Below are 12,490 nucleotides of genomic sequence, written 5' to 3'. Positions count from 1 at the left end.
CGATTTATCGTCCCAGCACGATTTGCGCGCAAAATCACAATATGTGAAGGGGCCGCGGCCATGGTGGCGAAGAAGACCGCCGTACAGCAGTCGGCGTCCGGCAGATCCACGGGTCCGGCGGCCAAGGACGTGGGCGGGAAGAAGAGCGCGTCGGTGGCGCCTGTGGCGCACGCGGCCAATCCGGTGAACGCCGCTACGAAGACCGCCACGCACACCGCCACGAAGCCGCCCACCAAGACGGCCACGAAAGCCGCTGTCGGCAAGAAGGCGGCGGCCACCGGGAAACCAGCCGCTACGAAGGGAGCTACCAAGAAAGCGGTCGCCAAGAAGGCGGTCGCGAAGAAATCCGTGGCCAAGGAAGCGGTCGCCCGGAAGGCGGTGGCCAAGAAGGCCGACGGGAAGGGCGTCGCCAGGAAGAGCAGCGGCACGGCAAGGAAAAGCACCAGTACGGCGAAGAAGTCGGTCGCTTCCGCGGCCGAAGGCGCGGCCAAGGCCGCGAAGACGACGGGAGCCACGACGGTGGTTGCGAAGAAGACTCCTGGCACGGCCACGGCGGCGCAGAGCCCCACCGCTGTCCCCAAGGCGCGGATCGCCGCGGTGGAGCCCGGCGAGCTCGCGGTGCGCCCCGGTGAGGACCCCTGGACCCCGGAGGAGGTCGCGGAGGCGCGCGCCGAACTCCAGTCCGAGGCGCTGCGGCTGAGCACCGAGATCTCGTCGTCCGAAGAGGCGATCGCGGGCCTGATGCGCGACTCCGGCGACGGCGCGGGTGACGATCAGGCGGACACCGGCACGAAGAACATCACACGCGAGCACGAGATGGCCCTGGCGGCCAACGCGCGCGAGATGCTGGAGCAGACCGAGCGAGCGCTGGAGCGGCTCGACGCGGGCACCTACGGGCTCTGCGAGAACTGCGGCAATCCCATCGGCAAGGCGCGGATGCAGGCCTTCCCGCGAGCCACCCTGTGCGTCGAGTGCAAGCAGAAGCAGGAACGCCGCTCCTGATTCGCGCGGGAGGGTTCCTGAGCACGTGGGCGCCGGTGGGTGTGCCGTACCCTCGTCCTCAGTCAGGCACCTAGGTCGAGGGACTCACTCACGTGGCAGAGGCGGAGCGCATCATCGGTACGCCGGATACCCCAGGAGCGGGGGGCGGCGAGCCGGAGCAGTCCGGCGTGGAAGAGGCCGGGGCCCCGGCCGAGGAGCCCAGGGGCAGGCGCAGGATCGCCGTCCTGTTCACGGTCGCCGCCCTGGCGTACGTCCTCGACCTGGTCAGCAAGCTGATCGTGGTCGCGAAACTGGAGCACCACGCGCCGATCCGGATCATCGGGGACTGGCTGAGGTTCGAGGCGATCCGCAACGCGGGAGCGGCCTTCGGCGTCGGCGAGGCGTTCACGATCATCTTCACGGTGATCGCCGCGGCCGTGATCGTGGTGATCGCGCGGCTCGCGCGCAAGCTCTACAGCCTGCCCTGGGCGATCGCGCTCGGTCTGCTGCTGGGCGGTGCGCTCGGCAACCTGACCGACCGGATCTTCCGCTCGCCCGGGATCTTCGAGGGCGCGGTCGTGGACTTCATCGCGCCCAAGCACTTCGCGGTCTTCAACCTGGCCGACTCGGCGATCGTCTGCGGCGGCATCCTGATCGTGCTGCTGTCCTTCCGCGGGCTCGACCCGGACGGCACGGTCCACAAGGACTGATCGGTTCACAAGGACTGATCGGTCCATCAGGGCTGATCGTCCCGCACGGAGTGCGTACGGGACGTCCGAAGGACGTCTGGGGGCAGGTCCACGGGCACTGCTGTTCGGGCGATGGTCCGGCGGTGTCCGACCCGTCCGGCATACTCGACGGGTGAGCACCATTCCCGAGATCCGCAACCTGCCCGTGCCCGACGGCCTGGAGGGCGAGCGCGTCGACGCCGCCATCTCCCGTATGTTCGGCTTCTCCCGCACGAAGGCCGCCGAGCTTGCCGCGGCGGGGAAGGTCACGGTCGACGGCTCGGTGGTCGGAAAGTCCGAGCGGGTGCACGGCGGCGCCTGGCTGGAAGTGGAGATGCCGCAGGCTCCCGCTCCCGTGCAGATCGTCGCCGAGCCCGTCGAGGGCATGGAGATCGTGCACGACGACGACGACATCGTCGTGATCATCAAGCCGGTCGGTGTGGCCGCGCACCCGAGCCCCGGCTGGAGCGGTCCGACGGTGATCGGCGGCCTCGCGGCGGCCGGGTACCGGATCTCGACCTCGGGTGCCGCCGAGCGGCAGGGCATCGTGCACCGGCTGGACGTCGGCACCTCCGGGCTGATGGTCGTGGCCAAGTCGGAGCGCGCGTACACCTCACTGAAGCGGCAGTTCAAGGAACGCACGGTCGACAAGCGGTACAACGCGCTGGTCCAGGGGCACCCCGACCCGATGAGCGGCACCATCGACGCACCCATCGGCCGGCACCCGAACCACGACTACAAGTGGGCGGTGACGGCCGAGGGCAAGCCGTCCGTCACGCACTACGACCTGATCGAGGCCTTCCGGGCGGCCAGCCTGCTCGACATCAAGCTGGAGACCGGCCGCACCCATCAGATCCGTGTCCACATGGCGGCCCACCGCCACCCGTGCGTGGGGGACCTGACCTACGGCGCGGACCCGACGATCGCCAAGCGGCTCGGTCTGACCCGGCAGTGGCTGCACGCGGTGCGGCTCGGCTTCGAGCACCCCGGGGACGGGCAGTGGGCGGAGTTCGAGAGCGACTACCCCGAGGACCTGCAGAAGGCGCTCGACAAGGTGCGTGAGGAGAGCTACGCGTGAGCGGCTCGGACGGGGCGCGGAGCGGCTCCTACGTGGTGCGGGTGGCCGAGGACGCCGCGGACCGTGAGGCGTGCTTCGCGGTGCGCAAGGAGGTCTTCGTCGGCGAACAGGGCGTCCCGGAGGACATCGAGTACGACGCGTACGACGCAGACGCCCTGCATGTGCTGGCGATCCGCGAGGACGGGGTGCCGCTGGGCACCGGGCGGCTCCTGTACGGCCCGCAGGCCGCCGCGAAGACCGACGGCGACCTGACGGTCGGCTCGCTCGGCCGGCTCGCCGTGACGAAGGCGGCGCGCGGGCTCGGCGTCGGCGTGGCCCTCGTACGGGCCATCGAGGACGCGGCACGCGCGCGTGGGCTCGCCGCGGTGGACCTGCACGCGCAGACACAGGCGATGGGGTTCTACGAGCGGCTCGGGTACGTGGCGTACGGCGAGGAGTTCCTCGACGCCGGGATCGACCACCGGGCGATGCGCAAGGCTCTGTGAGACGGGGTTCGTCGCACGCGGGTTGCCGGGAGGGCATTGTCGTAGGCGCGTGGCACGCTTGAGGTCTGGCTCTTCCTTGATCGCCTAGACCGTGCCGGAGCGCTGACCGTGGATCAGTTGGCCCTGTTGTTCGTGCTGCTGCTCGGGGCCGTGGTGAGCGTCCCGGTGGGGGACCGGTTCGGGCTGCCGGCGCCCGTCCTGATGACGCTCTTCGGGATCGTGCTGGCCGTGCTGGACTTCGTGCCCAACGTGGACGTCCCGCCGGACCTGATCCTTCCCCTGCTGCTGCCTCCGCTGCTGTACGCCTCGGTGCGACGCACCTCGTGGAGACAGTTCACCGCCAACAAACGGCCGATCTTCCTGCTCGCCGTGGCGCTGGTATTCGTCACCACGGCGGCCGTGGCCTTCGTCGCCGGCGCCATCGTGCCGGGGCTGCCGATCGCCGCCGCGGTCGCCCTGGGGGCGCTGGTGGCGCCGCCCGACCCGGTCGCCGCGACGGCCGTCGCGGGGCAACTCGGCCTGCCCCGCCGACTGGTGTCGATCCTGGAGGGCGAGGGGCTCTTCAACGACGTGACGGCCATCGTGCTCTACCACGTCGCGATCGCCGCCGCCGTGAGCGGCACCTTCTCGCCGTGGCGGGCCGGGCTCGATCTCGTGCTGTCCGCCGTGGTCGCGGTCGCCATCGGGCTGGCGCTGGGGTGGGCGGCGAACAAGCTGATGTCGCTGCTCGGCGACGCCACGCTGCAGATCGGGATGACGCTGCTGGTGCCCTTCGCGTCGTACGTCCTGGCGGAGGAGCTGCACGGGTCGGGAGTGCTCGCCGTGCTCACCACCGCGCTGTTCCTCGCGGAGTACGCCACTGATGCCGACGACGTCATGACGCGGCTCGCCGGGTACACGTTCTGGGACGTGGTGGACACGCTGGTCACCGGGGTCGCGTTCGGGCTGATCGGGCTCGAGCTGCACAACGCGATCAGGACGGCGTCGGGGCGGTGGGGCGAGATGCTGGGCTGGGCCGCCGCGATCGTCGCCGTCGTGGTGTTCGTACGGCTGGTGTATCTGATGCCGGCGACGTGGCTGACGAAACGGCTGCATGCGAAACGGGACTACGACGAGGAGATTCCGACCTCGTGGCGGGAGACCGTGATCATGTGGTGGTCGGGGATGCGGGGAGTCGCGTCCGTGGCCCTCGCGCTGGCCATTCCGCTGAAGATGGACGACGGCTCGCCGTTTCCCGACCGGGACGAGATCATCTTCATCGCGTTCGGGGTGATCATGGCCACGCTGGTGCTCCAGGGGCTCACACTGCCGTGGCTGGTGCGCAGGCTCGGGGTGCGGGCCGATGAGGATGTCGAGAAGGCGTTCGAGAAGGAGCTGGCGGTTCGGGCGGCGAAGGCGGCGAAGCGGAGGCTCAAGGAGATCGAGGAGGTGGAGGAGCTGCCGGAGGAGTTGTCCGAGCAGCTGATTCGGCGGGCCTTCGACATCGGGGCGCGGATCAGTCCGGATCTGGGGGACGAGGAGCGGAGGGAGGCGCATGAGCAGCGGGCTCGACGGGTGAAGCGGTTGCGGCGGATTCAGGGGGAGATGTTGAGCGCGGCGCGGCATGAGGTGTTGTCGGCGCGGAGTGAGCCGGGGGCGGATCCGGAGATCGTGGACCGGGTGCTGCGGCACCTGGACGTACGCAGTTTGCGTTGAGGGCGTTCTCCCGCCCGCGCATCGCCCGTTTCCAGCCCGCTGACAAGTGACCGTCGCTTGTGGGGGTGATGCGCCGTCGGCGGCTGCGGGGGAGGGAGACATAGAGACATACGGATACTCTGCGCGGCCTGCGGGCGGTGCGGGGTGGGGGGCCTCGGTGGTCAGCTTCGGCCTGGGCCCGTTCGTGGGGGGTCGGGGGTGTAGGGGGTCGTGGGGGCGGATATCGCGCCGTCGGTGTCGTCGTGGTCCGGGTGGTGGGAGCGGCCGTTGGGCCAGCTCAGGGGCAGGATCGCCTCGGCCGTGTTGACGCGGGGGAGGGCGTAGGGGTGTACGTCGGTGAGCCAGCGGATCATGCGCTCGCGCACCGTGACCCGTACCGTCCAGATGTCGTCCGCGTCCTTCGCGGTCACCAGGGCGCGCACCTGCATGGTGTTGGGGGTGGAGTCGGTGACGGCGAGGCCGTAGTCGCGGCCGTCCCAGGCCGGGCACTCGCGCAGGATGTCGCGGAGCTGCTCGCGCATCGCCTCGACGGGTGCCGAGTGATCGACGTGGAAGAAGACGATGCCGGTCATCTGGGGGGTGCCGCGGGACCAGTTCTCGAAGGGCTTGGACGTGAAGTACGAGACCGGCATCGTGATCCGGCGCTCGTCCCACGTGCGTACCGTCAGGAACGTCAGGGTGATCTCCTCGACGGTGCCCCACTCGCCGTCCACCACGACCGTGTCACCGAGGCGCACCATGTCGCCGAAGGCGATCTGCAGCCCGGCGAAGAGATTCGCCAGCGTGGACTGGGCGGCGACACCGGCGACGATGCCGAGGATGCCGGCCGAAGCCAGCAGCGAGGCACCGGCCGCACGCATCGCGGGGAAGGTGAGCAGCATCGAGGCGACGGCCACCACGGCGACGATCGCGGACACCACCCGTTGGATCAGCGTCACTTGCGTGCGCACCCGGCGGACCCGCGCCGGGTCGCGGTGGGCGTTCGCATAGCGGGTGTAGGAGGTCTCGACGATCGCCGTCGCGATGCGGATCACGAGCCACGCGGCGGACCCGATGAGGATCAGGGTCAGGGTGCGGCCGACGCCGACCCGGTGTTCCACGAGCAGCTTCGCCTGGTCGTACGAGCCGCGTAGCAGGGCGGCGAACAGCACGAGCTGGAAGGGGACCCGTGCGCGGCGCAGCAGGCCCCACAGGGAGGTCTCTTCGTGTCGGGTGTCGGCCTTGCGCAGTACGCGGTCCACGGCCCATCCGATGAGCAGCGTGAGCACGACCGAGCCACCGACGACGATCAGGGGACGCAGTACGTTCTCCATGCCTGAGACCGTAACCGGCTTGGGGCCGCCCTGAACATGTCGCCCTGGTCCACGGGCCACGATCCGGCGCTGTCAGTCCTGGCTGGCACCATGGGGCGCATGAACATCATGCTCTTTCACTCGACCTACGGGCCCCGGCCCGCGGTGCGCGCGGCGGCCGACCGGCTGCGTGCCGCGGGGCACGAGGTGTGGACGCCGGACCTCTTCGAGGGCCGCACCTTCGAGACCGTGGAGGAGGGCATGGCCTTCAACGACGGGATCGGCAAGGAGGAGCTGCTCAGACGCGCCGTCCTGGCCGCCGCTCCCTACTCCGAGCGCGGCCTGGTGTACGCGGGGTTCTCGCTCGGTGCCTCCATCGCGCAGACCCTGGCGATCGGCGACGAGAAGGCCCTTGGGCTGCTGCTCCTGCACGGCACGTCGGACATCGCCGAGAGCGCGTCGGTGGACGAGCTGCCGGTCCAGCTGCACGTCGCGGAGCCGGACCCGTTCGAGACGGACGACTGGCTGAGCGCCTGGTACCTGCAGATGCAGCGGGCGGGGGCGGACGTGGAGATCTACCGGTACGCGGGTGCCGGTCACCTTTACACCGACCCCGACCTGCCCGACTACGACGAGGAGGCCGCCGAGGCCACCTGGCGGGTGGCGCTCGGCTTCCTCGACTCGCTGTAGCGCTCCGCCGCACCGGGGCGACAGGCCTCCAACAGACGGGCCCGGGTCATCTGTTGGATGACCCGGGCCTGCCTGTTCAACCTCGGTCAACTGCGACTACCGGCGTTGTGGAACGTCGCAGACCCTAGCCCGGGAAGCACTCCTTGGGCGGGTGCACCTGCGACGGGAAGTGACCGGACCACACCCAGGCCGTCGGCTGGGAGTCGTAGATCCTGAACCAACGGTTCCCCGAGGGGGTCTTGGTGGTCGAGCACTGGATCCGCAGGGTCGTGCCCCGCGGCTCCGTGTGGTACCTCGTCGACGAGGAAGTGGGCTGGGCGTATATGGGAGAGCTTTCCGCCGTGGTCAGGTTGACGAACGCCGGTGCCGCTGCCGCCGTGGCTTCCTGCGCCTCGGCGGATGTGGCGGTGAGTCCGGCGAGGGCCAGGGCGGCGCCGAGCACTGCGGTCTTCGTCAGGACACTTTGGGGGGTGGCCATGTGACTCCAATCGTGAGCGAACTGACGGACCGTCGATATGACGATCAGATAACGCGCCCGACGCTATCAAGATCTTCCCCACGCCCGGAATTGTTTTCTATACGGGGTCGTAGGTGCGCTCGACCTTCTGGGTGCCGGTGCGCGTGCGGTACGAACGAGCCCAGGACGAGGTCGCGTTGGCGTTCGTACGGTCGGACAGGACGTAGTAGTCCATCTGCGCGCGGGCGGCGGTGATGTCCAGGACGCCGTATCCGTGGCGGTCGGTGTCGACCCAGTGGACGTGCCGGTTGGCGATCTGGATGAGCGGGGCGGCGATCGCGGAGACCGTGCCCTCGGGGACCTTCACGATGTCGTCGAGGTTGTCCGAGGTCACCGAGGTGATCACGAACTCGGTGGCGGCCGACGCGGACAGCGGGTACGTCCCGGCGTCCACCGGCACGTCGTTGGCCCAGGACATGTGGATGTCGCCGGTGAGGAACACCGTGTTGCCGATCGCGTTCGAGCGCAGATGGGCGAGGAGTTCACGGCGGTCGTCGGTGTAGCCGTCCCACTGGTCGGTGTTGACGCCGATGCCGTCCTGCGGCAGGTCCAGCAGCTTGGCGAGCGGCTTGAGCAGGTCGGCGGTGAGCGAGCCGATGACGAACGGCGCGATCATCACGGAGTTGCCGACCAGCCGCCAGGTGGTGTCGGACGCCTTCAGCCCGGCCTTCAGCCAGTCGAGTTGGGCCCGGCCCGTGATCGTACGGTCGGGGTCGTCGACCGTGCCGCTGGCCGTGGACGCCTGCTGGGAACGGAAGGACCGCAGGTCGAGCAGGGAGAGGTCGGCGAGCTTGCCGAAGCGCAGCCGGCGGTAGGTGGTGCCCTCGATCGCCGGGCGTACCGGCATCCACTCGAAGTAGGCCTGCTTCGCGGCGGCCTGACGTGCCGTCCAGGTGCCCTCGGCGCCCTCGGTGTGGTTGACCGCGCCGCCCGACCAGGCGTTGTCGGCGAACTCGTGGTCGTCCCAGATCGCCACGACCGGCGCCTTGTGGTGCAGGGCCTGAAGGTCCGGGTCGGTCTTGTACTTGCCGTGCCGGGTGCGGTAGTCGGCGAGGGTGATGATCTCGTTCGCGGGGGAGTGCGGCCGCACGACAGTGCCGCGCGCCGCGTACTCGCCGGACTTGTACTCGTAGATGTAGTCACCGAGATGCAGCCAGGCATCCAGGTCGTTCCGGGCCGCGAGATGGCGGTACGACGAGAAGTAGCCCGCCTCCCAGTTGGCGCAGGTGACGACGCCGAAGCGCAGGCCCGCCACGGCGGCGTTGGCGGCCGGGGCGGTGCGGGTGCGGGCGACGGGCGAGTCGGTGCCGCCCGCGGAGAAGCGGAACCAGTAGTCCGTGGCCGGTTCCAGGCCGCGGATGTCCGCCTTCACGGTGTGGTCGGACGCGGCCGTCGCGGTGAGGGAGCCCTTGGAGACGATCGTGGTGAACGCCTTGTCCTTGGCGACGGTCCAGCTGACTTCGGTGTCGGGGCCGACGCCGGAGCCGGGTATCGCCGCGGGGGTGGGCGTCACCCGGGTCCACAGCAGGATGCCGTCCGGGAGTGGGTCGCCGGAGGCGACGCCGTGCAGGAAGGCGGGGGCGTCCGTGGCGGCGCGGGCCGGCAGGGCGGCGGCGAGCGGGCCGGCGAGGACAGCGGTCGCCGCCGCGGCCTTGACGACCGTACGGCGGCGCGGCGAGGGAGAGTTGAGGCCCTGGAACGCCTCGGATGATCTGTATCGACTGGTCACGACCGAACAGGTTACTGATCGGTACGCGCGAAAGCGGGCGAACCTCGAAAGTTCGCCCGCTCTTCACGCGGAGGCCGTCGGCGTCAGCCCTTGAGGGCCGCGTCCACCACCTTGTCGAAGTCGGCCACCGTCAGGAGCGGGGTGCCGCCGTTGAGCTGCTTGCCGTCCATGACGAAGCCCGGGGTGCCGGTCACGCCCTCCTTGTTGTCGTCGAAGGTCTTCGACATGGCCATCGCCCAGGCGTCGTAGGTGCCCTTCTTCACCGCGTTCTGGAACGCGGTGTTGCCCTTCAGCGCGGGAACGGTGTCGGCGACCTTGAGGAGGTAGGCGTCGTCCTTGAACTTGTCGGTCGTCTCGTCCGGGTGCCACTTCGTCGAGTACAGCGCGGTCTTGTACTCGAGGAACGCCTCGGAGCTGACGTTCAGCGCGGCGCCCAGGGCGCTCAGCGCGTTCTTGGAGCCCTGGCCGTTGTCCTTGTCGTCGATGAACGTGGCGCCGATGTACTGGAACTTGAACTTGCCGTCGTCGATGTCCTTCTTCACGGTCGAGCCGACGGTCTGCTCGAACTGGGCGCAGACCGGGCAGCGCGGGTCCTCGTAGACCTTGAGGGTCTTCTTGGCGGTGCTCTTGCCGATGACGACGGTGGTGCCCTTGGTGCCGGTGGTGTTGGCCGGGGCGACGACCTTGGCGTCCTTCAGGCCCGCCCAGTAGCTCGGCTTGTTGTTCTGCACGACCGCGTAGCCGACGCCGCCGGCTATCGCGAGGACGGCGACGATGGAGCCGGCCACGATGGCCTGGCGCTTGACCTTGTCGCGTTTGGCCTGGCGCTCGCGCTCGAGGCGCAGCTTCTCCCGGGCCGCCGTCTTCGACGCCTGGCTGTTTCGCTTGCTCATGTTGGTGATCTCCAAGGGGGACGCGCACACGTCGTACGCGGAATACGTATGGGGGACCGCTGGTGCTCAAGGGCTGTCGCGCAGAAGCGAGGGCTCAGGCGAAAGCGGCCGAGAGCGGCGGTCCACGCCGTCCCAGGGAGTGCACGAACAGGCGGGTGCGGGCGCCCGCGCTCCGGCGCGCGGGGCGCGGCAGCCGGCGTACCGGGGCGAGCCGTACGGTCACCGCGGCGACCGCGATCAGCAGGGGCCGGAAGGTGGCCGCGGCCACCGCGCGCAGCAGCTGGTCCAGGGCGCGGTCGCCGCGGCGCAGCCAGGCGGCCGCGAGCAGCCCGACGCTGACATGGGCGGCGAGCAGCAGCCAGGCGGCGGCCGGGTCGGTCTGCGCGAGCAGGGCGGCGGCACGGTCGCCGCTGCTGCCGGTCACATGGGCCAGCGGGGTGCCCACGCTGCCGCCGCCGCACAGCACGTCGAAGCCGACCGAGCGCAGCGGGCCCGCGACGGGGCCGCCCGCCCTGCCGTAACAGACGTGCTGGCCCGTGGTGAACACGGTGTCGGCGGTCAGCTCCAGCGGGATGAGCAGGGCGGCGATCCGGCCGAAGCCGCGCTCGCGGCCCGCCAGCGCGTACGCGATGACGAAGACGGCCGCGGAGATCGCCGCCATGGTGCCCAGCGGCAGCGGGACCCGGGACAGCAGTACGTGCGACGCGGCGGAGAGCGTCACGACGACAGCCGTGAACAGTGCCGCGCGCACGGCTCTGAGCTGGGTCCCGGATATGTCCATAGCGGAGCCGAGTGTCCCACGTGCTCCCGTAAGGGCCCCCTAAAGGGTTCCTATGTGTTACGGGAGCGTTGTGGGTCCGTCGTCCGGGGTGCCTACAGGCCCGGGATCCGGCCGTTGCGGAACAGGTCGACGAAGATCTGGTGGTCGGCACGCGCGCGTGCGCCGTAGCTGTGCGCGAAGTCCACCAGGAGGCCCGAGAAGCCGTCCTCGTCGGCGGCGATCGCCGCGTCGATGGCCCGCTCGGTGGAGAACGGGACCAGCTCCGAGTGGCCGCTCTCGTCGTCGGCCGCGGCGTGCATGGTGGCGGTGGCCCGGCCGAGGTCGGCGACGACCGAGGCGATCTCCTCCGGGTCGTCGATGTCGCCCCAGTCCAGGTCCACCGCGTACGGCGAGACCTCGGCGACCAGCTGGCCGGCGCCGTCCAGCTCGGTCCAGCCCAGCCACGGGTCGGCGTGCGCCTGCAGGGCGCGCTGGGAGATCACCGTGCGGTGGCCCTCGTGCTGGAAGTACTCGCGGATCGAGGAGTCCGTGATGTGCCGGGAGACGGCCGGGGTCTGGGCCTGCTTGATGTAGATCACGACATCGTTCTCCAGGGCGTCGCTGTTGCCCTCCAGAAGGATGTTGTACGAAGGCAGCCCGGCGGAGCCGATGCCGATGCCGCGGCGGCCGACGACGTCCTTCACCCGGTAGGAGTCAGGGCGGGTCAGGGAGGACTCGGGGAGCGTCTCCAGGTACCCGTCGAAGGCCGCGAGCACCTTGTAGCGGGTGGCCGCGTCGAGCTCGATGGAGCCGCCGCCGGGCGCGAAGCGGCGCTCGAAGTCGCGGATCTCGGTCATCGAGTCGAGCAGCCCGAAGCGGGTCAGCGAGCGGGCGTCACGCAGCGCGTCCAGGAGCGGGCCCTCGGCCGTGTCCAGGGTGAAGGGCGGCACCTCGTCGCTCTTGGCGCCGGTGGCCAGGGCGTGGATGCGCTCGCGGTAGGCGGCCGCGTACACCTTGACCAGCTCGGTGATCTGGTCGTCACTGAGCGCCTTCGCGTACCCGATGAGGGCCACGGAGGCGGCGAATCGCTTGAGGTCCCAGGTGAAGGGGCCGACGTACGCCTCGTCGAAGTCGTTCACGTTGAAGATCAGGCGGCCGTTGGCGTCCATGTACGTGCCGAAGTTCTCGGCGTGCAGGTCGCCGTGGATCCACACGCGGGAGGTGCGCTCGTCCAGGTACGGTCCGCCGCGCCTCGGCCCGAACCCGATCTCCGCGGTGAGGTCGTGGTAGAAGAGGCCCGCCGTGCCCCGGTAGAACGCGAAGGCGGAGGCCGCCATCTTGCGGAACTTGACGCGGAACGCGGCCGGGTCGGCGGCCAGGAGCTCGCCGAAGGCGGTGTCGAAGACGGCGAGGATCTGCTCGCCGCGTTGCTCGGCGCTGAGCTGCGGGACCGACATCGCTGGGTGCCTCCTGGTGCAGGTGGTGCTTGACATGGGGGAAGGACGTGTCCGTCCGCCGGGACGGTTGCTTCCGTCCTCTCCCAACGGACGAAGGTACGCGGGAGTGCCCGCGCACCGGGGACGAACGGTACGCGCGCGTGCCCCGCGCCCCGGATGAAGGTACGGGTGATCGGCCCGCCCGT

At 70.0% G+C, this 12,490-nt stretch carries 12 protein-coding genes; 6 read left to right on the top strand and 6 right to left on the bottom strand.

Annotated features, from left to right (window positions below; genetic code table 11):
- The first annotated feature begins 60 nt into the window (after nucleotides 1-60).
- The 5 genes from ACZ7M3_RS18075 to ACZ7M3_RS18055 all read left to right on the top strand — a co-directional run bounded on the left by ACZ7M3_RS18075 (nucleotide 61) and on the right by ACZ7M3_RS18055 (nucleotide 4,967).
- Complete coding sequence (locus tag ACZ7M3_RS18075) at nucleotides 61-1,002, top strand: TraR/DksA family transcriptional regulator (protein WP_472064369.1); 942 nt, start codon at nucleotides 61-63, stop codon at nucleotides 1,000-1,002.
- 92 nt (nucleotides 1,003-1,094) lie between these two features.
- Complete coding sequence (gene lspA / locus ACZ7M3_RS18070) at nucleotides 1,095-1,691, top strand: signal peptidase II (RefSeq protein ID WP_472064367.1); 597 nt, start codon at nucleotides 1,095-1,097, stop codon at nucleotides 1,689-1,691.
- A 151-nt stretch (nucleotides 1,692-1,842) separates the two neighbouring features.
- Nucleotides 1,843-2,787, top strand: a complete 945-nt coding sequence (locus ACZ7M3_RS18065; protein WP_097226191.1) for an RluA family pseudouridine synthase — start codon at nucleotides 1,843-1,845, stop codon at nucleotides 2,785-2,787.
- On the top strand, nucleotides 2,784-3,272 hold the full coding sequence (locus ACZ7M3_RS18060) for a GNAT family N-acetyltransferase (RefSeq protein ID WP_472064364.1): 489 nt from the start codon (nucleotides 2,784-2,786) through the stop codon (nucleotides 3,270-3,272). The genes ACZ7M3_RS18065 and ACZ7M3_RS18060 overlap by 4 nt, the downstream gene beginning before the upstream one ends.
- A gap of 108 nt (nucleotides 3,273-3,380) precedes the next feature.
- Nucleotides 3,381-4,967, top strand: coding sequence for a Na+/H+ antiporter (locus ACZ7M3_RS18055; RefSeq protein ID WP_472064362.1), 1,587 nt, complete (start codon nucleotides 3,381-3,383; stop codon nucleotides 4,965-4,967).
- A 161-nt stretch (nucleotides 4,968-5,128) separates the two neighbouring features.
- Here the strand turns inward: ACZ7M3_RS18055 and ACZ7M3_RS18050 are convergent, their stop codons facing one another.
- The gene (locus tag ACZ7M3_RS18050; RefSeq protein WP_393015692.1) at nucleotides 5,129-6,280 is read right to left on the bottom strand and encodes a mechanosensitive ion channel family protein; all 1,152 of its coding nucleotides are present in this window, start codon (nucleotides 6,278-6,280) and stop codon (nucleotides 5,129-5,131) included.
- Between the two features lie 99 nt (nucleotides 6,281-6,379).
- Here ACZ7M3_RS18050 and ACZ7M3_RS18045 point away from each other — a divergent pair, with 99 nt between their 5' ends.
- A complete protein-coding gene (locus ACZ7M3_RS18045) occupies nucleotides 6,380-6,949 on the top strand; it encodes a dienelactone hydrolase family protein (protein ID WP_472064360.1) in 570 nt (189 codons plus the stop codon).
- A 124-nt stretch (nucleotides 6,950-7,073) separates the two neighbouring features.
- Here the strand turns inward: ACZ7M3_RS18045 and ACZ7M3_RS18040 are convergent, their stop codons facing one another.
- From ACZ7M3_RS18040 to ACZ7M3_RS18020, 5 genes are all read right to left on the bottom strand, one after another.
- Nucleotides 7,074-7,427, bottom strand: a complete 354-nt coding sequence (locus ACZ7M3_RS18040) for a hypothetical protein (protein WP_472064358.1) — start codon at nucleotides 7,425-7,427, stop codon at nucleotides 7,074-7,076.
- 97 nt (nucleotides 7,428-7,524) lie between these two features.
- On the bottom strand, nucleotides 7,525-9,195 hold the full coding sequence (locus tag ACZ7M3_RS18035; protein WP_452962584.1) for an alkaline phosphatase D family protein: 1,671 nt from the start codon (nucleotides 9,193-9,195) through the stop codon (nucleotides 7,525-7,527).
- Between the two features lie 83 nt (nucleotides 9,196-9,278).
- Entirely contained in the window at nucleotides 9,279-10,088 is an 810-nt protein-coding gene (locus ACZ7M3_RS18030; protein ID WP_472064356.1) for a thioredoxin domain-containing protein, read from the bottom strand.
- Nucleotides 10,089-10,182: 94 nt separating this feature from the next.
- Nucleotides 10,183-10,869, bottom strand: a complete 687-nt coding sequence (locus ACZ7M3_RS18025) for a hypothetical protein (RefSeq protein WP_472064353.1) — start codon at nucleotides 10,867-10,869, stop codon at nucleotides 10,183-10,185.
- A 92-nt stretch (nucleotides 10,870-10,961) separates the two neighbouring features.
- Nucleotides 10,962-12,305, bottom strand: coding sequence for a DUF2252 domain-containing protein (locus tag ACZ7M3_RS18020; protein WP_097226195.1), 1,344 nt, complete (start codon nucleotides 12,303-12,305; stop codon nucleotides 10,962-10,964).
- Between the last annotated feature and the right edge of the window lie 185 nt (nucleotides 12,306-12,490).

The sequence above is a fragment of the Streptomyces sp. NPDC111656 genome (assembly GCF_055656965.1).
This window is presented reverse-complemented; position numbering and strand designations above follow the sequence as displayed.

Bases quoted from the DNA above. Each gene is read 5' to 3' on its own strand.
- ACZ7M3_RS18040 (WP_472064358.1), bottom strand. From the start codon at position 7,427: ATGGCCACCCCCCAAAGTGTCCTGACGAAGACCGCAGTGCTCGGCGCC.
- ACZ7M3_RS18045 (WP_472064360.1), top strand. From the start codon at position 6,380: ATGAACATCATGCTCTTTCACTCGACCTACGGGCCCCGGCCCGCGGTG.
- ACZ7M3_RS18025 (WP_472064353.1), bottom strand. From the start codon at position 10,869: ATGGACATATCCGGGACCCAGCTCAGAGCCGTGCGCGCGGCACTGTTC.
- ACZ7M3_RS18020 (WP_097226195.1), bottom strand. From the start codon at position 12,305: ATGTCGGTCCCGCAGCTCAGCGCCGAGCAACGCGGCGAGCAGATCCTC.
- ACZ7M3_RS18030 (WP_472064356.1), bottom strand. From the start codon at position 10,088: ATGAGCAAGCGAAACAGCCAGGCGTCGAAGACGGCGGCCCGGGAGAAG.
- ACZ7M3_RS18050 (WP_393015692.1), bottom strand. From the start codon at position 6,280: ATGGAGAACGTACTGCGTCCCCTGATCGTCGTCGGTGGCTCGGTCGTG.
- ACZ7M3_RS18075 (WP_472064369.1), top strand. From the start codon at position 61: ATGGTGGCGAAGAAGACCGCCGTACAGCAGTCGGCGTCCGGCAGATCC.